General features: G+C 70.0%; 21 protein-coding genes and 2 riboswitches. Of the genes, 9 read left to right on the top strand and 12 right to left on the bottom strand.

The genetic code is table 11. The features are described 5' to 3' along the window. Positions 1-55 precede the first annotated feature (55 nt). Both ACQP2X_RS01975 and ACQP2X_RS01970 read left to right on the top strand, forming a co-directional pair. The gene (locus tag ACQP2X_RS01975; protein WP_498693959.1) at positions 56-529 is read left to right on the top strand and encodes a cysteine dioxygenase; all 474 of its coding nucleotides are present in this window, start codon (positions 56-58) and stop codon (positions 527-529) included. After that, a complete protein-coding gene (locus tag ACQP2X_RS01970) occupies positions 523-939 on the top strand; it encodes a rhodanese-like domain-containing protein (protein WP_498693958.1) in 417 nt (138 codons plus the stop codon). Before ACQP2X_RS01975 ends, ACQP2X_RS01970 begins: the two co-directional genes overlap by 7 nt. 196 nt (positions 940-1,135) lie before the next feature. Here ACQP2X_RS01970 and ACQP2X_RS01965 read toward each other — a convergent pair whose 3' ends face one another. Next, complete coding sequence (locus ACQP2X_RS01965; protein ID WP_498693957.1) at positions 1,136-2,782, bottom strand: MFS transporter; 1,647 nt, start codon at positions 2,780-2,782, stop codon at positions 1,136-1,138. Positions 2,783-2,834: 52 nt separating this feature from the next. Here ACQP2X_RS01965 and ACQP2X_RS01960 point away from each other — a divergent pair, with 52 nt between their 5' ends. Beyond that, positions 2,835-3,527 (top strand): TetR/AcrR family transcriptional regulator, encoded by a 693-nt coding sequence (locus tag ACQP2X_RS01960; protein WP_498693956.1) that lies wholly within the window; start codon positions 2,835-2,837, stop codon positions 3,525-3,527. 28 nt (positions 3,528-3,555) lie between these two features. After that, on the top strand, positions 3,556-5,085 hold the full coding sequence (locus ACQP2X_RS01955; protein ID WP_498693954.1) for a GGDEF domain-containing protein: 1,530 nt from the start codon (positions 3,556-3,558) through the stop codon (positions 5,083-5,085). On the opposite strand, the gene ACQP2X_RS01950 is transcribed toward ACQP2X_RS01955, so the two are convergent. Beyond that, positions 5,072-5,599 (bottom strand): hypothetical protein, encoded by a 528-nt coding sequence (locus tag ACQP2X_RS01950; RefSeq protein ID WP_498693953.1) that lies wholly within the window; start codon positions 5,597-5,599, stop codon positions 5,072-5,074. The genes ACQP2X_RS01955 and ACQP2X_RS01950 overlap by 14 nt on opposite strands. Positions 5,600-5,645: 46 nt before the next feature. Then, entirely contained in the window at positions 5,646-6,635 is a 990-nt protein-coding gene (locus ACQP2X_RS01945) for a LacI family DNA-binding transcriptional regulator (RefSeq protein WP_498693952.1), read from the bottom strand. A gap of 72 nt (positions 6,636-6,707) precedes the next feature. On the opposite strand from ACQP2X_RS01945, the gene ACQP2X_RS01940 reads away from it, so the two are divergent. Further along, positions 6,708-7,946, top strand: coding sequence for an MFS transporter (locus tag ACQP2X_RS01940; protein ID WP_498693950.1), 1,239 nt, complete (start codon positions 6,708-6,710; stop codon positions 7,944-7,946). Between the two features lie 383 nt (positions 7,947-8,329). On the opposite strand, the gene ACQP2X_RS01935 is transcribed toward ACQP2X_RS01940, so the two are convergent. Together ACQP2X_RS01935 and ACQP2X_RS01930 are read right to left on the bottom strand one after the other, a co-directional pair. Then, positions 8,330-8,680, bottom strand: coding sequence for an Atu4866 domain-containing protein (locus ACQP2X_RS01935; protein WP_498693949.1), 351 nt, complete (start codon positions 8,678-8,680; stop codon positions 8,330-8,332). 65 nt (positions 8,681-8,745) lie between these two features. After that, positions 8,746-9,348: a TetR/AcrR family transcriptional regulator gene (locus ACQP2X_RS01930; RefSeq protein WP_498693948.1), complete on the bottom strand. Its 603-nt coding sequence runs from the start codon at positions 9,346-9,348 to the stop codon at positions 8,746-8,748. A gap of 177 nt (positions 9,349-9,525) precedes the next feature. Between ACQP2X_RS01930 and ACQP2X_RS01925 the strand changes: the two genes are divergently transcribed. Together ACQP2X_RS01925 and ACQP2X_RS01920 are read left to right on the top strand one after the other, a co-directional pair. After that, positions 9,526-10,422: an ABC transporter permease gene (locus tag ACQP2X_RS01925; RefSeq protein WP_498693947.1), complete on the top strand. Its 897-nt coding sequence runs from the start codon at positions 9,526-9,528 to the stop codon at positions 10,420-10,422. Then, entirely contained in the window at positions 10,415-11,188 is a 774-nt protein-coding gene (locus tag ACQP2X_RS01920) for an ABC transporter ATP-binding protein (RefSeq protein ID WP_498693945.1), read from the top strand. The genes ACQP2X_RS01925 and ACQP2X_RS01920 overlap by 8 nt, the downstream gene beginning before the upstream one ends. Before the next feature lie 21 nt (positions 11,189-11,209). On the opposite strand, the gene ACQP2X_RS01915 is transcribed toward ACQP2X_RS01920, so the two are convergent. Next, positions 11,210-12,229, bottom strand: coding sequence for a coiled-coil domain-containing protein (locus ACQP2X_RS01915; RefSeq protein ID WP_498700775.1), 1,020 nt, complete (start codon positions 12,227-12,229; stop codon positions 11,210-11,212). A 48-nt stretch (positions 12,230-12,277) separates the two neighbouring features. Then, positions 12,278-12,412: riboswitch (cyclic di-AMP (ydaO/yuaA leader) on the bottom strand. A gap of 210 nt (positions 12,413-12,622) precedes the next feature. Beyond that, positions 12,623-12,756, top strand: a riboswitch (cyclic di-AMP (ydaO/yuaA leader). 5 nt (positions 12,757-12,761) lie between these two features. Between ACQP2X_RS01915 and ACQP2X_RS01910 the strand changes: the two genes are divergently transcribed. Further along, positions 12,762-13,790 carry a coiled-coil domain-containing protein gene (locus tag ACQP2X_RS01910; protein WP_498693942.1) on the top strand — a complete coding sequence of 343 codons (1,029 nt, stop codon included), beginning with the start codon at positions 12,762-12,764 and terminating at the stop codon, positions 13,788-13,790. A gap of 52 nt (positions 13,791-13,842) precedes the next feature. Here the strand turns inward: ACQP2X_RS01910 and ACQP2X_RS01905 are convergent, their stop codons facing one another. From ACQP2X_RS01905 to ACQP2X_RS01880, 6 genes are all read right to left on the bottom strand, one after another. Then, a complete protein-coding gene (locus tag ACQP2X_RS01905) occupies positions 13,843-16,206 on the bottom strand; it encodes a glycoside hydrolase family 65 protein (RefSeq protein ID WP_498693941.1) in 2,364 nt (787 codons plus the stop codon). 55 nt (positions 16,207-16,261) lie between these two features. Beyond that, on the bottom strand, positions 16,262-17,002 hold the full coding sequence (locus tag ACQP2X_RS01900) for a beta-phosphoglucomutase family hydrolase (RefSeq protein WP_498693938.1): 741 nt from the start codon (positions 17,000-17,002) through the stop codon (positions 16,262-16,264). 78 nt (positions 17,003-17,080) lie between these two features. Continuing rightward, positions 17,081-17,416: an ATP-binding protein gene (locus ACQP2X_RS01895; RefSeq protein WP_498693936.1), complete on the bottom strand. Its 336-nt coding sequence runs from the start codon at positions 17,414-17,416 to the stop codon at positions 17,081-17,083. A gap of 189 nt (positions 17,417-17,605) precedes the next feature. Next, on the bottom strand, positions 17,606-18,904 hold the full coding sequence (locus tag ACQP2X_RS01890) for an ABC transporter ATP-binding protein (protein ID WP_498693935.1): 1,299 nt from the start codon (positions 18,902-18,904) through the stop codon (positions 17,606-17,608). A gap of 132 nt (positions 18,905-19,036) precedes the next feature. Further along, positions 19,037-21,205 (bottom strand): bifunctional glycosyltransferase/CDP-glycerol:glycerophosphate glycerophosphotransferase, encoded by a 2,169-nt coding sequence (locus tag ACQP2X_RS01885; RefSeq protein ID WP_498693933.1) that lies wholly within the window; start codon positions 21,203-21,205, stop codon positions 19,037-19,039. After that, on the bottom strand, positions 21,202-23,052 hold the full coding sequence (locus ACQP2X_RS01880; RefSeq protein ID WP_498693932.1) for a DUF5941 domain-containing protein: 1,851 nt from the start codon (positions 23,050-23,052) through the stop codon (positions 21,202-21,204). Before ACQP2X_RS01880 ends, ACQP2X_RS01885 begins: the two co-directional genes overlap by 4 nt. Before the next feature lie 271 nt (positions 23,053-23,323). Between ACQP2X_RS01880 and ACQP2X_RS01875 the strand changes: the two genes are divergently transcribed. Continuing rightward, positions 23,324-23,506: a PspC domain-containing protein gene (locus ACQP2X_RS01875; RefSeq protein ID WP_498693931.1), complete on the top strand. Its 183-nt coding sequence runs from the start codon at positions 23,324-23,326 to the stop codon at positions 23,504-23,506. Positions 23,507-23,667: the final 161 nt, after the last annotated feature.

Here is a 23,667-nt window from a genome sequence, read left to right as displayed (position 1 = left end):
TGAGCTGGTAAACCCATAGGACCGGTAGGACATGTATGCAAAGCGAGGAGCTCCCGTGACCGTCGTCGACACCCGCATCGACCATCTCGCCATCGCGACCCGCTTCGCGGCGGCGCCCGAGCAGTGGCCGGTGGCTCCGCGCTTCAACCCGGTCGACCGCTGGTACCAGCGTCTGCACGTCACCGGCGACTACGAGGTGTGGCTGCTGACCTGGCTGCCCGGCCAGGGCACCGACCTGCACGACCACGGCGGTTCGGCCGGCGCCTTCCACGTCTTCGGTGGCACGTTGACCGAGGAGACGGTGTCGGTGGCGGCCGGGCGGCCCCCGCGCATCACGTCGCGTGAGCTGGGCGAGGGCGCGGGCCGCCGCTTCGGCACGCATCACATCCACCGGATGACCAACCGCTCCAGCCGCCCCGCGATCAGCGTGCACGTCTACGGGCCGGCCCTGACCACGATGACCCGCTACCGGGTGGGCGCCGAGGCCCTGGAGGTCCTGACCGTCGAGCGAGCCGGAGTCGAGTGGTGACAAGCGCCCTGAACACCGCCCCGCCCGCCGGCTCGCTCGGCATCGACGAGATCCTCGACCGGGCCCGCGACCGGCTGAACCGGGTCGGGCCGCACGAGACCCGCGACGCGATGGCGCGCGGCGCCGTGCTCGTCGACATCCGCCCGGCCGCCCAGCGGGCCGAGCACGGCGAGATCCCGGGCGCCGTCGTCATCGAGCGCAACGTCCTCGAATGGCGCCTCGATCCGCGCAGCGACGCCCGCCTGCCGTGGGCCGGGAGCTACGACCTCGAGGTCATCGTCACCTGCCAGGAGGGCTACACGAGCAGCCTGGCCGCCGCCGCCCTGCTCGACCTCGGCCTGCACCGCGCCACCGACCTGACCGGCGGTTACGCCGCGTGGCGGGCCGCCGGCCTCCCGGTGACCCGCTGAAGGCCCGGCCGCAGGTCGCTGGGTATCGCGGCCGTAGGTCGCCGGGTTTGGCGGCCGCAGGCCGCTGGGTTTCGCGGCCGCAGGCCGCTGGGTTTCGCGGCCGCAGGCCGCTGGGTGAGTGGGCAGCTCAGCCCGGCGGCGGCGTGAGGGCTGGACCAACGACGGCCCGGCTATTACGGCGGGGGCCGGCTTTTCGCTAACCCCGTACCTCTGGCTTTGCTTTTCTCGGTAAAAGGAAGGAAAGGAACAAAGCCGCCAGCAAGAGCGCGATCGTCACCCCCGTGGTGCGGATGGTCGCGTCTTCGAAACCGGCCCGGACCTGCTCCTGGGCGTAGGTCTGCACCTGCGGCGGCAACGGACCCGCCTGGCAGCTCGGCGGCACGACGTCGGGATCGTCCTCGGCGGTGCGGTCGCGCAGGCAGTCACGCAGGCCGGCCGCCACGGCGGGCTGAGTGTCGGACGGGACGCCGGCCGCGGTCAGGACCGTGGTCAGCCGGGACGACGAGCTGTCCACATGCGAGGCCACCTGACCGGGCAGGATCGCGAAGAAGATCGTGCCCAGCACGGCGATGCCGAAGGCGCCACCCAACTGCTGCACCGAGGTCAGCGCGCCCGAGGCCGAGCCCGTCTCCTCGTCGTCGACGCCGGCCAGCACGATGTTGAAGAACGGCGCCATGGCCAGCCCCATGCCCGCGCCGACCAGGACCAGACCCGGGATCAGCTTGTACGGCGTCACGTCCGCCCCGGCGAGCCGGACCGACAACGCGAACGCCGCGGTACCCACGATCATCACCACAGTGCCCAGTTGGAGCAGCCGGCGGCCGAAACGCTCGGCCAGACCCGCGCCCGCCGCCACGAAACCGGCGACCGTGCCCAGCGCCTGCGGCAATGTGGTCAGTCCAGCCTTCAGCGGCGAGTAGCCCAGCCCGATCTGCAGATAGAACGTGAAGACCAGCCCGGTGCCGATCAGCGCGGCGAAGAAGACCAGTCCCACCGCGAGACCGCCGGAGAAGGCCCGCTTGCGGAACAGGCTCGGGGTGACCAGCGGGTCGCGTCCGCCCCGTTCGCGGCGCGCCTCGTAGACGGCGAACAGGCCGAAGACCACCATACCCAGCGCCAGCAACGCGAAGCACCACACGGGCCAGTCCAGCTCGCGGCCCTGCACCAGCGGGTAGAGCAGCAGGAACGCCCCCGCCGCGGCCAGGATCACGCCGAGCCAGTCGAGGCGCGGGGCCTTGGCGCTGCGGAACTCGGGCAGCCAGCGCACGGCGCCGAAGAGCGCGAACAGGCCCAGCGGCAGGTTGATGAAGAAGATCATGCGCCAGCCGGCGCCGAAGTAGTCGGCGTCGACCAGCCAGCCGGCCAAAATCGGGCCGCCGACCGAGGACAGGCCCATCACCGGCCCGAAGGCGCCGAACGCCTTGGCCTGCTCCTCGGCCGAGAACATCTGCTTGATCATGCCGAGGCCCTGCGGCAGCATGACCGCGCCGAACAGGCCCTGCACGGCCCGGGCGGCGATCAGCTGGGCCGGAGTCTGCGCCAGACCGCAGACTAGCGAGGCCAGCGTGAAGCCGGCGGCGCCGATGATGAACATGCGGCGGCGGCCGAAGATGTCGCCGAGCCGTCCGCCGGTGAGCAGGCCGATGGCCATGGCCAGGGTGTACGCGGCGCCCAGCCACTGGATGAGGCTGTAGCTGCCGCCGATCTCGTCGCGGATGACCGGTCCGGCGATGTTGGTGACGAGCGCGTCGAGGAGGTCCATCACCTCGACGGCCAGGATCACGAAGAGCGCGATCCAGCGATGTCGGTACGCGGTGTCGGGAAGAACGGTGTTCGTCTGCACGAACACCGTTCTACTAGCGAACACCGTTCGTCGCAAGGTAAATTAGGCGACGATGACCTGGCCTGCGGAACGCCCACCGAGAAGAACCATCACTCGCGCCGAGATCGTGCGGATCGGCCTGCGCGTCGTGCGCGAGGAGGGCATCGACGCGCTGAGCATGCGGCGCATCGCCACCGAGATCGGCACCGGCCCGTCCAGCCTCTACGCCCACGTGGCGAACAAGGACGAGCTGCTCCGGCTGATGTTCGACGAGATGTGCGCGCTGCTGACGATTCCCGAGCTCGACCCGCCCCGGTGGAAGGAGCAGATCAAGGATCTGGCCCGCGCCGGGCACCAGATCATGATCGAACACAACGACCTGGCCCGGGCCGCGCTCGCCACCATTCCCACCGGGCCGAACGCGTTGCGCATCTCGAACGCGATGTTCGGCATGATGCTGGCCGGCGGCATCCCGCCGCGGATCGGCGCCTGGGCGATGGACCGGATCTTCCTCTACATCACCGCCGACGCGTACGAATACTCGATCTGGCGCCACCAGGTGCACAACGCCGGGTCCGACAAGGACACGTTCATCTCGGAGATGGGCCGCGAAACGCTCGCCTATTTCGAGAAGCTCCCGGCCGACATTTACCCCCATATCACGACGTACGCCACGGCGCTGGTGGGCGGCAGTGTCGATGCTCGATTCGAGCTCGGCCTCGAGTTGCTCGTGGACGGTCTCGACAAATACTCCGGCGTTAGTTGATCTGAGAACTTTTGTTGATACTGGGACCATGCTCCCCGTGCCGGTCACCGCGTTCGGGCCGCTGCACCTGTTGGCGCTCCGGGTCCACCGGCTCGCGACGACCGGGCGCGGCCACGAGGCGATCGAGGCCGCCGACGCCTATCTGAGCCTCGCCCGCGCCGTGGGCGACGACCGGACGATCATCTTTCTGGTGCAGGGCAAGATGTACGCCAACTTGCACATGGGCCGGATAGCCGAAGCGGCCGAGCTCGGCGAGCGGCTGCTGCGGCTGCACCGGGCGGCCGGCTCGGCGCTCGGCGAGGCCAAGGCGCTGGGCGACCTGGCCCAGTTCGACGTGCTGCGGGGCCGGTTCGTCGACGGCATGCGCAACCTCGCCCGCGCCGCCGTGCTGCTCGACCGCGACCATCACGACCGCGACCGCTGGGTGTCGGCGCTCTGCTCGTTCGCCGAGGCGGCGTCCTCGGCCGAGATGTACGAGACCGCCGCCGAGGCGTACGAACGGCTCAGCGTCACCCACCCCGAGTTCGGCCTGGTCCACGCGGCCACGCTGCTGCACTGGGGGCTGCGGCTGAGCCACGTGGGCCGGCACGACGAGGGAGCCACCCGGCTGCGCCGCAGCGCCGCCATCACCCGGAGCCAGGTCGAGCAGCGCCCGGACGACATGGCCGCCACCGCCATGCTGGCCCTGGCCCTGGCCAAGCTGGGCGACGACGTGCTGGCCGAGAAGACCGTCCGCGAGGCGGTGCTGCCGCTGCGCTCGACCGAGAATTACCGGTACGCCCGGATGGCGCACCTGGCCCTCGGCATCAGCCTGCGCCAGCAGGGCGCGCTGACCGAGGCCCGCACCGAGTTCGTCGCCGCCCGCGAGCTGTGCGCGTTCGGCCCGCGCCCCGACGAGCAGACGATCATCCGGTTCGAGATGGCGCTGACCGCGCTGGCCGCCGACGGCGGGCAGGCCGGGCGCGACTTGTTCGAGGCGGTCGAGGGGCAGACCGGCGAGCTGTGGCGGCTGCGGCTGCAACGGCTCGGCATGCTGCGCCAGGCCCGCCAGCGCGAGGAGTCCGAGGCGGCCCGGGCCCGCGCCGAGCGGGAGGTGCTGCGCGACCCGCTCACCGGGCTGGACAACCGGCGCCGCTTCGACCTGCTGCTCGACCGGATCGACCGGGGCCGGCTGGTGGCGCCGCTGGTCCTGCTGCTGGTCGACGTCGACCACTTCAAGGCGATAAACGACGCGTACTCGCACAGCACCGGCGACCGGGCGCTGCGCGAGGTGGCCCGCATACTGCGCGCTCACTGTCGCGCCGAGGACGTGCCGGTGCGCTACGCGGGCGACGAGTTCACCGTCTTCCTGCGCGGCGATCTCTCGGTCGGCCGCGAGGTCGGCGAGCGCATCCGTACGGCCGTGGCCCGCTCCGACGTCCTGCCGGGCGTGCGCCTGACCGTCAGCGTGGGCCTGGCCGCGCTGAACGAGGGGATGACGGGCGAGGAGCTGTTCCGGGCGGCCGACGACCGGTTGTACGCGGCCAAGTGGAGTGGCCGGAACACTATTTCGGCCTGACGACTCCGGTCTTCCCGCTGTAGAGGGAGCGCGATCCGTCGACGCCGCGCGGGGTGTCCGGGGCGTCGAGCCAGATGATGTACGGCTTGCCCGGCTCCAGCCCGCTGATGGTGGCACTGGCGTTGCACTCGGCGCCGGTGGTGATGGTCTGCCAGACCGGCTCGGGCTGGGCGCCGGAAACAAGTTCCTGGGGCACGGCCGTGATGCGGTACGTGTGGCCGAACCGGTTGGGCCACTGCACCGCGAACGACCCCGCCCCCGGCGTCACGACCATCGGGATCAGCACCTGGTCGGCGTTGGACCAGCCGATCGCGCAGGCCGTGCTGGTCGGCAGGAACGACACCGGCGGCAGGCCGGGCCGCGGCGAGCCGGTGTAGGTGACCACCGGGCTCGGGGTGCGGCTGCCCGACGAGACCTGCACCCAGGGCGCCACCGGCGCCGTGCTCGGCTCGGCTTCCGTCGAGCCCGATTTGCTGCATCCGGCCGCCAGCAGCACCAGCGGCAGAACCGCCATACGCGCGACCTTCATACTCTGAACGTCGGCGCGAAAAGGGACAAACTTAGTCGAGCTGCCCGGTAGTCCCCCGGATGATCAGCCGCGGCGGGATGACGACCTCGCGGTTGGCCACGGCCGCCCCGTCGATCCGCTCGACCGCCCGGGCCACCGCCAGCTTGGTCATGGTCTCGATGTCCTGTGCCACCGTCGTCAGGTCGATGTGGGCCATGCTGCTGAAGCTGCTGTCGTCGTAGCCGACCACGCTGATGTCGCCCGGCACCGACAGCCCTTCGCGCCGCAGCACGTCGAGCAGCCCGGCCGCGCTGAGATCGTTGAAGACGGTCACCGCGGTCGGCGGCCCGGTCAGCAGCTCCCGCGCCGCCTTGGCGCCGTCCTCCTCACCCGGGCCACCCCCGACGACCCGGATGTACGCCTCGAGGCCGTGCCGCCGCATCGCGTCGCGGTAGCCCTTCTGCCGGTCGGCCGAGCTCGGCTGGTGCTTGCCGCCGTCGACGTGCGCGATCCGGCTGTGCCCGAGCGCCACCAGGTGGTCGACGGCCAGGTGGAGCCCGCGGGCGTCGTCGGTGCGCACCACGTCGACCTGGCGCTGGCGCACCGAGCGCATCATCGCCACCACCGGCAGCCGCCCGGCCAGCGTGGCCAGCTCGGCCGACGGGATCAGCGGCCCGAGCAGCACCAGCGCCGCGCACCGGTCCTGCAACAGCCCGGCGATGGCCGCCCGCTCGTCGCGCCGGGGCGTGATGGCGCTGAGCGTGAGCTCGTAGCCGACCCGCTCGGCCGCGTCGTAGAGCCCGGTGAGCAGGTCGTCGTGGAAGGGGTGGGCCACGCCGAAGACCACCCCGAGCAGCCGGCTCTGCCCGCTGCGCAGCAGCCGGGCCCGGTTGTCGGGCTGGTAGTCGAGGCGCCGGGCGACCTCGAGCACCCGCTCCCGGGTGGCCGCGCTCGCGCCGGGCGCGTCGCGCATCACGATCGAGACCAGCGCCACCGAGACGCCCGCCTCGGCGGCCACGTCGGCCAGCGTGGTCCGGCTCATGGCCGAAACTTTACCTGTGATGACTAGAACGTTCTAACACCACGGCTACTAGAACGTTCTAGAGTCGATCACGTGGAACACCTGACCTCCGGCCGCCGCTGGGCGGCCCTGCTCGCCCTCTCCCTGGGCGGGTTCGGCCTCGGCCTCACCGAGTTCGTCGCCATGGGCCTGCTGCCCAACCTCGCGCAGGACCTGCTGCCCTCCGAATACGCGCACAGCGCCGCCGACGCCGTCGCCAAGGCGGGCTGGATGATCTCGATCTACGCGCTGGGCGTGGTCGCCGGCGCCCCCACGATCGCCGCGCTGACCGCTCGCTGGCCGCGCCGCCGCCTGGTCGTCTCCCTGCTCGGCCTGTTCGTGATCGGCACCGTGGCCTCGGCCCTGGCCCCCACCTTCGAGCTGGTGCTGGCCGGCCGTTTCGTGGCCGCCCTGGCCCACGGCGCCTACTTCGGCGCGGCCGGCCTGCTCGCCGCGGCCATGCTCGGCCCCGGCAGCGAGGGCAAGGGCTTCGCCCTGGTGCTGGGCGGCCTGACCGCGGCCAACGTCTTCGGCGTCCCCCTGATCACCGGCCTGGGCCAGGCGGCCGGCTGGCGCATCGCCTATCTGGCGGTGGCCGGCGTCTTCGCCCTCACCCTGCTCGCCGTGCTGGCCACGGTCCCCGAGATCCCGGCCGCCCCCGGCGGCTCCCCCCGCTCCGAACTGGCCGCCTTCCGCTCACCACACGTCTGGCTGGCCGCCGCCGTGGCCGCGATCGGCTTCGGCGGCTTCTTCGCGGTGAACAGCTACATCGCTCCCGTCACCACACACGTCACCGGCCTGTCCGAGTCGGCCGTGCCATGGGTGCTGGCCGTGATGGGCGTGGGCATGACCGTCGGAAACGCGCTCGGCGGCATCGCGGCCGACAAGAACCTGAGGCGCAGCGTGCTCCTCGGCTTCACCGCGATGATCGCCACGATCGCCCTGTTCGGCGTCGTCTCCCGTCACCCGGTCGGGTTGTTCCTGGGCGCGTTCCTGGTCGGGGCGGCCGCCCTGTTCATCGGCCCGGCCCTGCAGGCCAGGCTCATCGCGGTCGCTCCGGGAGCACAGTTGATGGGCGCGGCGGTCAACCAGTCGGCGTCGAACGTCGCCAACAGCGCCGGGGCGGCCCTGGGCGGAGCGGTCATCGCGGCCGGCTGGGGTTATCTGTCGTCGGCTTGGATCGGCGTCCTGCTCGCGGTGACCGGCCTGGCCTTGGCCGCCGTCAGCTTCCGCCTGGACCCGGGCGCCCGCACCCGAGAGCCGGAGCGCCTCCCCGAGCCCGCCGGCGTGTAATCCCGGCCCAGCGCCCACCCAGCCCAGCGCCCACCCAGCCCAGCGCCCACCCAGCCCAGCGCCCACCCAGCCCAGCGCCCACCCTCCCGGGGGCCCCCGTCCTGCTCCAGTCTGACGCGATCAACGCGGAGGAGCGAGCTCGCGGGGGCGCCCTGTGGACAAGCCGGCGCCCTGTGGACAAGCCCTCGAACGACGGCGCCGGGCACTACGATCAGCCCAGCCCGAGACGGCGCCCAGCCCAGCCTCAAACAGCCCGAGACGGCGCCCAGCCTCAAACAGGCCCGAGACGGCGCCCAGCCTCAAACAGGCCCCAGACGGCGCCCAGCCTCAAACAGGCCCCAGACGGCGCCCAGCCTCAAACAGGCCCCAGACGGCGCCCAGCCTCAAACAGGCCCGAGACGATGCCCAGCCATCTCCAGCACGCCATGCCCGACGGTCACCGGAGTCTTCAACCCCGAGTCGTCCCGCAGCGTCATCGTGACGCCATCGAGCCGATAAGTGCCGTGCGCCGGCTTCCTGCGCCCGGCCACCGTCCCCGCGTACGTCCCATCGGTCCTGATGTCCAACCGGACCGTGCCGTCCGCGCTGCGCCACGACCCCACCGGGTCGGTCGCTTTCGGCGCGGCGACTCCCAACGGCCCCTCCCCCGCCTTCAGCTCCCGCATGGCGATGGCGAGCAGGGCGGCCGTGTCCAGGACGGTCATGTCGAGGTGCTGTTCGGCGTGGTGACGCATCAGGGCTCCGCTGTCGGGGACGGGGTCCCCTACCTTCGGCCGCCGCCCGCCGGATCGGAGCCTTTTCAGGCGACGGTCGACTTCAGGGCCGCCGTCACGGCCGTCGTCAGCTTCTCCAGGTAGTCGTCCGGCATCGGGGAGCGAGAGACCGCCAGGCGCCAGTACAGCGGGCCCAGGATCATGTCCACGGCGATCTCGGGGTCGGTGCCCTCGGGCAGTTCGCCGCGGGCGATGGCCTGGCCGACCAGCTTTTCGCCGACCGCCTGCTGGTGGGTGTGCAGCGCCGTCTGGAGGGTTTCGGCGATCTGCGGGTTGCGGGCCGCCTCGGCCATCAGGTCGGGAATGATTTGGGACGCGATACGGTGTTGGAGGGCCCGGTGGACAATCATCATGATCAGTTGAAGGTCGCCGGCGAAGCTTCCGGTGTCGGGCAGCGGGACGCTCCGGCCCGCGACATCGGAAACGATCTCGAGGACCATCTCGAGTTTGTTGCCCCAGCGGCGGTAGATTGCCGTTTTGCCCACCCCGGCGCGGCGCGCCACGGCTTCGATGGAGAGCCTGCCGTATCCGACCTCGGCAAGCTCGTGCATCACGGCGTTGCGAATCGCTACGGTGATGTCGCCTCGGAGTACAGCCGCTCCGGCTGGTGCGCGCTTTCCTGTTGCCACTCGGTCACTATACGCCAGGACGTAACGGTTGCGTTCCGCCGTTCGGTCGGATAACCTTCCGCACGTCGATACGAAGGCGTTCCATCGACGGCGGCTTGACATGCTGCTTAAGTGTTCTCGCGGAAAGAACCAGGGCCCGGCATCCCTCACGGGCCGACGAGATCGGAGCACCACCCCATGGCTCAGACGGCGGTCGCCGATTCCGAGACCGGGCAATCGCTCAAGGAGCTGGCCCGGCGGAACGGCTTGACGGCGGCCGGGCGACTCCCCGGCATAGCCGAGTACACCCGGCATCTCTGGTCCTACCGGCACTTCATCGCGGCCTTCGCCAATGCCAAGGTGAGCGCCTCGCTGGGCACCACCAAGCTGGGCGCGGTCTGGCAGGTGCTGACCCCGCTGATCAACGCCGGCGTCTACTACGTGATCTTCGGCGTCCTGCTGAACACCAAGCAGGACACGAACAACTTCATCGCGTACCTGTGCGCCGGTGTCTTCATCTTCGGGTTCACCCAGTCGGTGGTCCAGGCCGGCGCCATGGCCATCACGTCGAACATCAACCTGATCCGGGCGCTGCACTTCCCCCGGGCCAGCCTGCCGATCGCGATCTCGCTGGTCGAGGTCCGCAACATGATCGCCTCGATGGCCGTGCTCATCGCGATCATCCTGCTCACCGGTGAGCCGATCACCGTACAGTGGCTGCTGATCTTCCCGGCCCTGATCCTTCAGGCGGTCTTCAACGCCGGGCTGGCGCTCTTCGTGTCGCGGCTCTGCGCCAAGGTCACCGACATCCGGCAGCTGATCCCCTACATCATGCGGATCTGGATGTACGGCTCCGCGGTGCTCTACCCGGTCACCTTCTTCTCCGACCGGCTCAACGGCTGGCAGCTGGCCCTCGTCGAGGCGAACCCGATGCTGGTCTTCATCGAGCTGATCCGGCACGCCCTGATGGAGAACGTGACGCTGGCCGCCTCACCGCTGCGCCTGTGGACGTACGCGGTGGCCTGGACGGTCTTCGTGGGCATCGGTGGATACGTGTACTTCTGGCGTGGAGAGAAGGGCTACGGCCGTGGCTGACGAGCGGATTCCTACGGTCATCGCGGACAACGCGCACATCGTCTACCGCATCTACGGTTCGGTGTCGCCGGGCGCGAACAGCCCGGTGGCCAGCCTGAAGCGCATCGTGACGGGCAAGAAGAGCGCGGCCGTGCGCGAGGTGCACGCGGTCAAGGGCGTCAACTTCGTCGCTTACCGCGGCGAGGCGATCGGCCTGATCGGCACCAACGGCTCCGGCAAGTCGACGCTGCTGCGGGCGATCGCCGGCCTGCTGCCGGTCGAGCGCGGCGGCGCGATCTACGCGGCCGGCCAGCCGTCGCTGCTGGGCGTGAACGCCGTCCTGATGAACGATCTCTCCGGCGTGAAGAACGTCGAGCTCGGCTGTCTGGCCATGGGCATGACGCCGGCCCAGGTCAAGGAGCGCTCGGCGGAGATCATCGAGTTCTCCGGCATCGACGAGCGGGGCGATTTCAGCTCGCTGCCGATGAAGACGTACTCCTCCGGCATGGCGGCCCGGCTGCGCTTCTCGATCGCCGCGGCCAAGAAGCACGACGTGCTGCTGATCGACGAGGCGCTGGCCACCGGTGACGCGAAATTCCGCAAGCGCAGCGAGCAGCGGGTGCGTGACCTGCGCCAGGAGGCCGGCACGGTCTTCCTGGTGAGCCACAGCGAGCAGTCGATCCGAGACACCTGCGAGCGGTCGATCTGGCTGGAATCAGGCGTGATCCGCGCCGACGGTCCTACCGACGACGTGATGAAGGAGTACGAGACCTACGTCCGCAAGTAGGCCTCGCACTCCTGAGAAAAATCAGCGCATCGAGAGATGCACGTGGTTCGTGTGGTCGCTGGAAGGGTCGCCGTTTCCTCGGGTGTACGCCTTCCAGCCACTACTGGGTAGCCAGATGCGCTCGAACCAGATGACGTAGAGCACGCCCAGCCGGTCCGCGTTGTTGATGAAGTAGTTCGCGAGATTGGTGCCGTACGTCTTGCTGGCGCCCGTGGCGACGCCGCCGAAACCGTTCTTGTCGGCGGCGAAGTCGCAGGCCTTGCCCTTCGGATGCTCGCCGCTGTTCTGCTCGCGGAAACAGGCGACGAAACGGGTGAAGCCGTCCGCCTGGGCCTGCTTGAGCGCGTTGAGCGTCCGCGGGCTCAGGCACCCGCTGGTGGTCGGGTCGGGCTCGGAGCAGCTCTCGGAGGGCAGTGAGCCGTCGGAGTTGCGCGGCGCCGCGCCTGCTTTCTGCTTGCTGGACGAGCTGACCGCCTTGTCACTGGCCTGCGGGGCGTCCTCGCCGGTCTTGTCGTCCCCACCGGTGTTGGCGGCCTTCAGGGCGCTCTCGGCCTGCGTCTTGCGCTTGGCCATGAGGGCGACCTGCTTCTGCTCGTTGCGCACCTCGGTGTCGATGGCGACCTTGGCCGCCTGCTGGGCGTCGCGGGTGGTCTTGAGCGCCGCCACCGCCGCGTTCTCCTTGACCGTGATCGTCTCGAGCGTCTCGGCCCGGTCGAGGAAGCCCTCGGACGAGCCGGCCGAGAGCAGCGCGCTCATCGGCCCGAGGCGCCCGGTGCGGTACGACTGCTGGATGAGTTCGTCCAGCGCGGCCTGGCGCGGGGCGATCTGCTTGTCGAGCTCCTTGAGCTTGGCGGCGAGCTGGGTCTGGCGCTGGCGTGACCGCTCCAGCGCCTCCTTGGCCTCGACGAAGCCCTTGGACGCGGCCTCGAGCTGCTGGATGAGGGTCTTGGGGGCGCCCTCGCCGTCGTCGCCCGTGTCGCCCGGCGCGGCTGAGGCCGGGTTGGCCACCGCCAGAGCCAAGCCAGAGATCGCGACGAGCATCGCCAGGGTGGCTGCCAATCGTCGCCGGACAGTCTTCTGCCGCACACCTGTTCCTTCCGTCGGCCGCCGACCGAGTTAGCTGACGGGTTCGGGACGGAAGTTGATCCCTACCGCTGGGAGCGGATTCACCCCGGAAAGATTGGTTCCCCGGCTCGTCCGGAAACGATTAGGCGGCGATCCCCTGGGGGTGGGGACCGGGACCGACCATACCGAAGACATCGAACGATCGACAGTTATCGCACGCGACGCAATTGAATGGCGACGCAGTGTAGTCGCAATTACTCAATGTCACAGGTGGAACACGCGAATACTGTTTCGCGAGGCCTGAAGCCTGTCTTGTTCTCGGGTAAACTGGCCGTCGGCCCGCCCAACCAGGCACCGCCCCCGAGGTGCCGGCGGCCACCGCCCAATCGCCGTGAGGCGAGCCGGGGAACCAGGTCAGTCATGGGGTGCATCCGCGTCAGCGGTAGGGATCGCTTCCGTCCCGAACCCGTCAGCTAACCCGGTCGGCGGTTAACCGGAAGGAACCTGCATGACCGTACGACCCCGCCGGTGGCTGATGCTTGCCCTGGCGCCGATCGTCTCTGTCGCTTTCCTGGCCTCGCCCATTTCTCCGGCGTACGCCGAGCCCGGCGACGGAACCTCCGCGACCCCGGACGAGTCGACCGGCAAGGAAAACCAGACTCTCGACGAGCTGATCGAGTCCTCCAACCGCCGGTTCGTCCAGGCCAAGGGCGCCGTGGCCAAGTCGACGGCCGCGCAGAAGGCTCTCGCCGGCAAGATCAAGACGGCCGAGGCGCGGCGCAACGAGTTGATTCCCGAGGTCAACGCGATCGCCAACCAGCAGTACCGGTTCGGTCAGCTCAACGCGGCCAGCTTCCTGCTCAGCAGCAAGGGCTCGGACGACTTCCTGGCCCGGGCCATGTCGCTCGAGGAGATCAACACCGAGCACGACCGGAAGCTCGGTGAGCTCAACAAGGCGATCGACGAGGTCACGAAGTCCAAGGTGGCGCTGGACGCCGAGGTCAAGAAGCAGCAGACCAACCTCGTCGCGATGAAGAAGCAGAAAGAGGCGGCCAACCAGGCCCTTAACCTGGTCGGTGGCGAAAGCCTCACCCAGGGCCACGTTCTCGCCCAGTCGCCGAAGGCCAAACCCGCGCCGCGCAATTCCGAGGGCGGTTTCTCGCCCGAGTCGTGCACGGTGAAGGACCCGACGACCAGCGGCTGCATCACCGCCCGCACATTGAACATGCTGAAAGAGACGCAGAAGGCGGGCTTCGACAGATTCGTGGGCTGTCACCGCGACGGCGGGCCGTTCGAGCATCCGAAGGGCCGGGCCTGTGACTGGTCGTTGCAGGACAGTGGATTCGCGGTCGCGCACAACGCGGACATGAAGGAATACGGGAACAACCTGATGGCGTTCCTGGTCCGCAACGCGGACCGGCTCGGCATCTATTACGTGATCTGGTACAAGCAGATCTGGTTCCCCTCCGAGGGCGAGTGGAGGGCCTATCACGGTCCCAGCGCCCACACCGACCACGTGCACGTGTCGATGCTTTAGAAACCTACGAAAAGGGCCCTGGTCGCGATGACCGGGGCCCTTTTCGCTGTTGTCAGGCGGTGGCGCGGCGCACCGGGGCCCGGCCGGCGGGCTGGGTCGGCGCCGGGCCGACCTGCGTGGCCGGCGGGTTGGGCACGGTCACCGGCTTGACCTGGGTGACCTCGACCTCCTTGCCGTGGTGCAGCAGCACCAGCCGGGCCGAACCGCCGCCGTTGCGCAGCGAGTACGTGACCTCCTCGGGGGTCACGTTCACCCGCAGGCGCAGGCCCCGCCAGAGCAGCGAGAAGTCCAGCGCGTTGATCCGGCTGGGCAGCCGCGGCGCGAACGACAGCTGACCGTTGAAGTCGCGCATGCCGCCGAGACCGGCCACCAGCGAGATCCACGTGCCGGCCAGCGACGCGATGTGCAGGCCGTCCCGCGAGTTCTGGTGCAAGTCGTGCAGGTCCATCAGGGCGGCCTCGCCCAGATAGTCGTGCGCCAGCTCCAGGTGACCCGTCTCGGCCGCCATGACGGCCTGGATGCAGGCCGACAGCGACGAGTCGCGGACGGTCCGGGCCTCGTAGTAGGCGAAGTTGCGGGCCTTCTCCTCCGGGGTGAACGCGTCACCGCGGACGTACATCGCCATCACCAGGTCGGCCTGCTTGACCACCTGCTTGCGGTACAGGTCGAAGTACGGGTAGTTCAGCAGCAGCGGGTACGCCTCGGGCGGCGTGTTCTCGAAGTCCCACTCCTGGAGCCGGGTGAAGCCCTCCGACTGCTGGTGCACCCCGAGCTCCCGGTCGTACGGGATGTGGACCGAGGCCGCCGCGTCGCGCCAGCTCGCCGTCTCCTCGTCGTCGACGCCGAGCTTGCGGGCCAGGTCGGGGTGACGCTTGGCGGCGTCGGCCGCGGTCAGCAGGTTCTGCTGGGCCAGCAGGTTGGTGTAGATGTTGTCGTCGACCACTGCCGTGTACTCGTCCGGGCCGGTCACGCCGTCGATGTGGAAGCGGCCGTGCCGGTCGTGGTGCCCGAGCGAACGCCAGAGCCGGGCCGTCTCGACCAGCAGCTCCAGGCCGTACTCACGCTCGAAGTCGTAGTCGCCGGTGGCCTGCACGTAGCGCCGCACGGCGTCGGCGATGTCGGCCCCGATGTGGAAGCCGGCGGTGCCGGCCGGCCAATAGGCCGAGCACTCCTGACCGCGGATGGTGCGCCACGGGAACGCGGCGCCCTGCAGGCCGAGGGTCTGCGCGCGCTCCCGGGCCAGATCCAGCGTCGAGTGCCGCCAGCGCAGCACGTCGGCCGCCGCGTTGGGCTGGGTGTAGGTCAGCGCGGGCAGCACGAAGGTCTCGGCGTCCCAGAACGTGTGGCCGTCGTAGCCGGGGCCGGACAGGCCCTTGGAGCCGATCGGGCGCTGTTCGGCCCGCGCACCGGCCTGCAACGTGTGGAACAGGCCGAAGCGGACCGCCTGCTGCACCTCGGGGTCGCCCTCGACGCGGACGTCGGAGTGGTCCCAGAACGCGTCCAGATATTCGCGCTGGGCGTCGACCAGGCCCTCCCAGCCGTCCAGCCGGGCGCTGGCCAGCGCCGCACCGACCTGGTCGCGGACCGCCGGCAGCGACCGGTGCGACGACCAGCCGTACGCGGCGATCTTGACTACCCGCAGTTTCTGGCCGGGCTCCAGCTTGCAGGCCACGGTCGTGCGCAGCCAGTCGGGGTGACCCTCGGTGGTCACCGCGTGCTTGCCGGGCGTCTCCACCAGGTGCTCCATGGCCGCGGCCATCCGCAGGTCGGAGGCCTTGGTGCGGTGCACCAGCAGACCACCGGTGCGCTGCTCGAGCACTTCCTCGGACTGCAGCGGGTGGTCGAGCACGGCCGCCACCCGCGGGTCCTTGCTCATCGCCGGGAGCTGCTCGTTGGCCACCAGCTCGGACTGCAGGATCAACCGGGCCGTGCTGTCGAGCGGCTCCACCTCGTAGAGGAACGCCACGACGGCGCGCTGGGTGAACGACACCAGGCGCACCGTGCGGACCCGGATGGCCTGGCCGGACGGCGACACCCACTCGACGCTGCGCTCGAGCGTGCCGGCGCGCAGGTCGAGCACCCGCTCGTGCGAGCGCAGCTCGCCGTAGCGGACGTCGAACGGCTCGTCGTCGACCAGCAGCCGCATGAGCTTGGCGTTGGTGACGTTGACCATCGTCTGGCCGGACTCCGGGAAGCCGTAGCCGGCCTCGGCGTAGGGCAGCGGGCGGAGCTCGTAGAACGAGTTCAGATAGGTGCCCGGCAAGCCGTGCGGCTCACCCTCGTCCAGGTTTCCGCGGATCCCGATGTGTCCGTTGCTCAGCGCGAAGACCGACTCGGACTGGGCCAGCAGATCCAGGTCGAGGCGAGTCTCCCGGATGTGCCAAGGGTCGACGGGATATGCCCGTTCACGGATCACGGTGGTGCCTCTCGTACCTATGAGGAAGGAGAAAAGTCTTTATGGAGTACGTGCACTAACGCGTCAGGAGTTCGGACAGATCCGAAACCACAACGTCGGCCCCGTTGTCCAGAAGGGCCTGAGACTGACCCACACGGTCGACTCCGATCACGATGCCGAAGGCTCCCGCGCGGCCGGCGGCGACGCCGGCCAGGGCGTCCTCGTAGACGGCACAGCTCTTCGGGTCGAGCCCGAGCTGCTCGGCCGCGTAGAGGAACGTGTCGGGCGCCGGCTTGCCCGGCAGGCTCCGCTCGCGAGCGGTGACACCGTCCACGCGCACCTCGATGTAGTCCGCGATGCCCGCGGCCTCGAGGACGTCCTTGCAGTTGGCGCTGGCCGAGACCACAGCACGGCGCAGACCGGCCTGCTGGGCGGCCTTGAGGTACTCCACGGAGCCCTCGTAGACCTGGACGGCACCCTCTTTGATCTTCTGGAGCACGAGGATGTTCTTACGGTTGCCGAGGCCGTTCACGGTCAGCAGGTCGGGACCGTCGTCCGGGGTGCCCTCGGGCAGGGTGATGCCTCGGGACGCCAGGAACGTGCGGACGCCGTCGGCTCGTGGCCGGCCGTCGACGTACTGGTGATAGTCGGCGCCGGAGTCGAACGGCACGAATTCCTGATCGTGCTGCGCCGACCACGCCTTCAGAAAGGTGTCGAACGTCTGCTTCCACGCAGCATTGTGCACAAGGGCGGTCTGCGTGAGCACGCCGTCAAGATCGAAAAGGCATGCGGTCACGTGAGGAGGTAGTCCGAGCACCGGCCTAATGTAGTCGCACCGCGCGGCCGATGAGCCCGGAAGGGCACCTTCACATTCGTCCGGTGGTTTACACGCTGTTCAAAGTTCGATCCGCAAGCCGATCGTGGTACCGATGGGCCCGGTCGCCACGGTCACTTCGTCACAGAGCTGATAGGCCAGCCAGATGCCGCGTCCACCCACCTCATAGGTCTCGGGAACCTCGGGAGCGGACAGATATCTCGCCGGGATGCCGGGGCCGGAGTCGGTCACCGAGCACCAGGCCGAGCCGCCGGCCGCCCACAGCAGCACACGGCCGTGACCGCCGGCGTGCAGCACCACGTTCGTAACAATCTCGTTCACCGCCAGGACGAAGCCCTGGAGCCGGTCGCCGGTCAGCCCGGCCCCACGGAGCCGGGCCGTCACCTCGTGACGCACGAGGGCGATCTCGTCACGGACGAAACGGCGATCGAGGAGATGAGGCGTGGCACCCGGTGGAGGGACGGCTGTGCCCGGCGACTCCACTCCCGGAGCCGACCGCACTCTCTGGCCCAATCTCTCCTCCACCGTGAGGCAGCCTACGCGGTGTACCGCCCCGGTGGCACCACGCGGTCGCGAACTACCCCCTCAGCGCCACCCCACGTCGATGCGCGCGCCGCGGCCGTCGAAGAAGTGCAGGGCGTCCATCCGCACGGCGATGTTGAGCGGATGGCCCGGCGAGATCGCCGGGTAGGGGGCGAGCCGGACCGCCAGCTCGGCCGTCCGCCGGGAGTGCCGGCCCGGGTCGAGCACGTTGTGCGACTCCGCCTCGCGGGTCTGCACCGCGGTGGCGCCACCGCGCCCGCTGAGCCGGCGCTGGAGGGCCCCGCCGAGCTTGCGGAAGGCGCCGGGCTCCGCCACGTCCTTGGGGGCCGCCGGGCCCAGCTCGTCGATCACGATGGCGGTGGCGCCGATGTCGAGGTACGCCAGCGACTCGTGCCCGTGGTGCTCCAGATAGCGGATGCGGCCGCGCAGCACGTCGCCCGGCACGTCCGGCGCGACCGGGGTGAGCGCTTCGGCCCGCAGGCCGACCACGATCCGCTCGCCGTGGTAGTGGGCCACGGCCCGGCTCCGGATGTCGTTCCAGGGCAGATAGAGCGCCTGCTCGCCGAAGTTGAGCTCGATGTAGCGCTCGAGGTGGACGAAGACCGAGGCCTCGAGCAGGTTCATCCGCGGCGAGCCGAGGAAAGCGGCCACGTAGAGGGTGGCCGGCCGTCCGTACACCTCGGTGGGGGTGCCGACGTCCTGAAGGACGCCCTTGCGCATGATCGCGACCCGGTCGGCCATGGTGAGCGCCTCGGCCTGGTCGTGCGTCACGTACATGGTGGTGACGCCCAGCTCACGGGTCAGCCCGGTGATCTCGGCCCGCAGCTCGGCCCGGAGTCCGCTGTCGAGGTTGGACAGCGGCTCGTCCATGAGGAACAGGCCGGGGCGGCGCACGATCGCGCGGCCCATGGCCACCCGCTGGCGCTGGCCGCCGGAGAGCTGGCTCGGCTTGCGCCGCAGGACGTCTCCTATGCCGAGGGCCGACGCCACGTCGCCCACCCGCTCGCCGCGCGGCTGTGGCTCCACCCCGGACAGTTTGAGCGGAAACCCGATATTGTCGCCAACAGTCATGTGCGGATAAAGCGCGAAATCCTGGAAAACCATGGCAATGCTGCGATCACGCGGCGCCAATTCGAGGACCGGGTCGCCGTTGAGAAGAATGTCCCCTTCGGAGGGATCCTCCAGACCGGCGATCATCCGGAGCACCGTGGACTTGCCACAGCCCGAGGGGCCGAGCATGACCAGGAATTCACCGTCGTCGACGTCAAGACTCAGGTTGTTGACGGCCACCGTGCCGTCGGGCCAGACCTTGGTGACGTCTTTGAGCGAGACGGTCGACACCGCCTACCTCCCCTACCGGGCGCAAAAGTGTGATCCCGGTCCCACTACGGTCCGCGACCCGCCCTATTCGACGAGGAGTATCGATGTCACGCCATCGGGTGAACGTGCCATTTGCTCTTGGTAACTGCGCGATTACCGGTTTTCATCCAGAAATACCCGGCGAACGACGCGTTCCGACGCGTGGCCGTCGTCCAGATAGGAGAACCGGGCGCGGAAGGCCGCCCGGAGCGCCGCCGACGACTCGTCCCGATATGCCCCGGACCGGAAGAGGTCGATGAGCGCGAGGTAGTCGGTGGCCACCGCGCCCGGCGGCTCGGCCAGCAGATCGAAGTAGGTGCCGCGCAGCTCGCGGTAGACCTGCCAGTCCGGCGCGTAGATGACCACCGGCCGGTCCAGGACGGCGTAGTCGAACATCGCCGACGAATAGTCGGTGAGCAGCACGTCCGCGGCGAGATAGAGATCCTCGACCACCGGATGACCGGAGACGTCCACGATGCGGCCGCCACCCGACGGTGTCTGCCCGCTCATCTCGGCCGGCACGTGGAAGTAGTGCTCCCGCACGAGCAGCACGGTCTCCGGCCCGAGGACGGCGGCCAGCCGCTCGACCTCGAGCACGTGGCTGCCCGCGGGCAGCCACTCGCGGTGCGTCGGCATGTAGAGCACGACCCGGCGGCCGGGCGCGATGCCGAGCCGCTCACGCATCTCGGCCGACTCGGCCGGTGTCGCCCGGGCCAGCCGGTCGTTGCGCGGATAGCCCACCTCGAGCGTCTCGAAGTCGCACGGATAGGCCGAGTCCCACGCGATCGTGGTGTGCGCGTTCGCGGTGACGCTGAAGTCCCAGCGGTCGGCCCGGCGCATCTGACCGGCGAAGTCGTGGTCGGTCACCGCGGCCGGATGGTCGAGCTGGTCCATACCCATCATCTTGAGCGGGGTGCCGTGGTGCGTCATGACGTGCGTGGTGCCGCGCCGCTTGACCATGCGGTGCGGCCAGTTCACGTTGTTGACCAGATAGCGGGCCCGGGCCAGCGCTTTGTAGTACGGCAACGTGCCGGCCACCACGTGCGGGGTGCCGGGCGGCAGCGCGCCCTCGCGGGCCGGGCCGACCACCCACACCTGCCGCAGGTGCGGCGCGAGCTCGGCCGCCCGCGCGGCGATCGCGGCCGGGTTGCAGCTGACCCCGCGGAACCAGTAGGCGGCGTACAGCGAAAGCGATTGATCCACCGGGAGCCGCAGCTGCAGCTGGTAGTAGAGATGGCCGAACGCCTGCCGCGACCGGCGCTTGACATATCCGGCCGAGCGGCGGCCCAGCCGCAGGACGCGGCGTGCCGTCTTCATCGAGGTGTCGACGAGCTTGAAGGTCCCGTACGAGCCACGGGCGACCAGCTTGTAGCGCACGCCCTCGCCGCCGGACGGCATCGGATAGCCGGCCGGCGGCAGATATCTGCGGTACATCTCGTTCATGCGGCCGAAGAAGCGCGCCCGCGAGCCGCGCGGCACCCGGGCGTCGTGCCGCAGCACGGCCAGGAAATGCCAGATCATCCGGCGGAAGAGCAGGCCGCGCACCTCGTCGCCGGGCGACGCGTACTCGGCGGCCAGGGCCAGCGCGTGCTCCCAGTGGTCGAAGACCTCGAAGTGCCGGTCGCCCTTGGTCCGGGTGATCGCCCCGGTCCGCCGCTGCCGGTAGTGCACGCAGGTGCGGGGCAGCGTGCTGATCCGCGGGGCGGCGAGCAACACCGGGAAGCTGAACGACACGTCCTCGTACCACCCGGCCTCGAAGACGAAGCCGAGCCGCAGCAGGAAGTCGCGCCGGACCACCTTGTTCCAGGCCACGTGCAGGATCTCGAGGACCTTGGGCCACTCCTCGGCGGAGAAGACCTTGGGCGCGGCCGACAGCTTCTTCTTGGCCGAGCCGGTCTGCACCCGCCCGTCCCAGTAGACCCGGTTCCAGCCGACGAGCAGCACGTCGGCGTCGGTCGAGCGCAGGCGGGCGGCCACCGCGGACAGCGAGCCCATCGACAGCCAGTCGTCGGAGTCGACGAACCAGACGTAGTCGCCGGTGGCGTGCTCCAGCCCCAGGTTGCGGGCCCGGCCCAGACCGAGGTTCTCGGGAGCGGTCACCACCCGCACACGGGGATCACGGGCCGCGTACTCGGCCAGGATCTCGCCGCTCTTGTCCGGGGAGCAATCGTCGACCGCGACGATCTCGAAGTCGGTGAACGACTGGCTCAGCATGGAGTCGAGGCATTGCCGCAGGTAGCCCTGCACCTTGTAGACCGGTACGACGATGCTCAGCAGTGTCACGGGCGGGTGCCACCTGTCCGCCAGTCGGCGATCGCGTTGATCAGGAACGAGCCGCCGACCAGCGCGGCCAGCACGGAGGCGCCGGCGGCGCCGAGGCCGGCCAGCGCGGCGGCGGTCAGCAGCACCACACGGCCGTCCCAGCCGAGCAGGGCGCCACGGGCCTTACCGGCGGGCGCGCCCTTCTCCATCCGGGCCACCAGGTCGTAGTGCCGCAGGGTCAGCATGAAGATCAGCAGGTACGTCACCGGCGTCGGGACGTCACCCACGATGCCGACCGCGACCACCAGCAGATATTCGGCCGCCCGGAGCCCGGCCGGTATCAGCCAGTCGAGCGGGCCACCGTGCCTTCTTCTCGCCGGCAGACCGGCACTCAACACCACCAGTGCGGCCCCCGCGAGCAGGGCCTTGGACGGATCACCCACGAGGAGGACGATCACGGTGGCCAGCGCCACCACGGCGGACAGCGCCGCGAAGACGAGCGGAGCCGGCAGTCCGGCCCGGCTGATCACTTCACGGACGAGGAGACCGTCGTCGCGGAACCGGCCCGTGTCCACTTTGTCCAAGACGCCGACGCGCATGGAGAAGGCCCGCAAAGACCTCAGGGCCAGGGTGTACGCCAGGGCGAGCACCCCCCACGCGAGCATGCCGGCCAGCGCGATCCGCCCGTTGGTGACGATGGCCAGGACGGCCAGCAGCGCCCAGCGCTCGCCGATCGGGAAGACCACGATCCGCTTCAGCCAGTAGGCCAGGGAGCCGGTGTCGCCCTGCACCTTGGTCGAGGCGGCGGTCAGCCGCGCGCCGACCCCGCTCGCGGCCTGGGGTTTCGGATGGGCCGCGGCCTCGTCGTGCAGAGCCCCGTACCAGGCGTCGGTCATGTGCCGGACGGTCTGGAGCACGATGGCGGCGATGGCCAGCGGCCACGCGTAGGGCAGGCCGATCCGCTCGGCCCCGGCGGCCAGGCCGGCGTACGCCACGTATTCCTTGGCCCGGTCGGCCATGGTGTCGAGCCAGCCGCCGAACGCGCCGAACTGCCGCGTGTAGCGGGCGAGCTGCCCGTCGACGCAGTCGAGGACGAAGCTCAGATAGATCAGGATGCCGCCGGCGATCATCGCGGGCCGGGAGGCCTGCCAGAAGGCGAGCGCGGCGGCGACGGCGAGAAGCACGGAGAGCCCGGTGACGGCACTCGGCGTGAGTTTGAGCCGCGCCGAGGCCTTGGTGACGAGCGGCGACCAGGTGCTCACGGCGTACGTGGTGAAGAAGTCGTCCTTCTCCTTGACCGCCATCCGCAGACGGGCCTTGTCCTCGTCGACGGCGTCGACAGCCGCCCGCGCCGCGGCCAGCTCGGCGTCGTCGTGCACGAGCGCGCCCCGCAGCAGCCGCACCGGGGTGGCGACCGGCACGAGACCGCCTTCGAGCAGCGCCGGGAGAAGATCGTCGCGATCCGCGACATCGGCCAGCACCGGCAGATCGGCCGGGGCCACACAGATCGCACCGAGATAGCGAACGGTCCCCGGACCGTCACCGACCGGCAGCAGCTTGCCGCGATCCTCGCGCAGGTCACCCTCGGGATCGGCGATCACCAGCGCGGTGGTCCGCTTGGCCGGCTCGGTCGCGAGCATCCAGAGCAGGCTCGGATGCGCCACGAGGTTGTCGTCGCAGATCAGCACCGGCTCGCGTTCCTTCTCGGCCCGCCGCACGACCTCCCGCAGCGGCGCGCCCGCGCCGATCCGCTCGACCTCGGTGGCGCCGGCGGCGCGCAGGGCGGCGGTCAGGTCGTCCGCGAGCCGGGCCGCGCCGGCCGGATCGAGGGCGTTGCCGGTGCTGGTGTGCAGGACAGCCAGCGTCACCGGAGCGTCACCGCTTGCCTCCTCGTCACGGCGTCGCCGTCCCAGCCCGGGCCGGGCGCGACACATCGTCGAACCGGCGCGCGGCATCGCGCCGAAGGCCGGAAATCGGCACCCAGGTTAACAGCGGAGGACGCGGGGGTACGGGTCACCCTTACGGGAGCCGGGCCGCCCATCTCCACCTGCGGACCGAGGGCGCACGGTCACGGCGCCCCTACCGTCGAAGTACGGCCACAGCACAACGCCGAGGCCGTCAGTCAAGGAGGAAGTCATCGTGGCTCGCCGACTCGTCCGTCCCCGGAACGATCGCTGGATCGCCGGCGTCTGCTCCGGCCTGGCCCGCCGCTTCGGGCTCTCCGCCGGCGTGGTCCGCCTGATCTTCGTCATCTCCTGCCTGCTGCCCGGCCCGCAGTTCATCATCTACCTGATCCTGTGGGCCCTGCTCCCCAACGAGTGACCCGCCACCGGGCGCCCGACAAAAGCGCGAAAAACGCACGCCGCGCAACGGAAAGGCCCGCGCGCGGCGTCTCTTGAGATGACCCCCGGCTCCCGGAGGGCCACGCCCCCGAGCCGATGACCGCCGGACGCCGTCGACCCCGCCCCCGGGTCGGCGGCGTC

The sequence above is a fragment of the Actinoplanes sp. CA-131856 genome (assembly GCF_050956135.1).
Lineage (GTDB): Bacteria > Actinomycetota > Actinomycetes > Mycobacteriales > Micromonosporaceae > Actinoplanes.
Note: the sequence above shows the minus strand (reverse complement) of the source record. Positions and strands in the feature narration are given on the sequence as shown.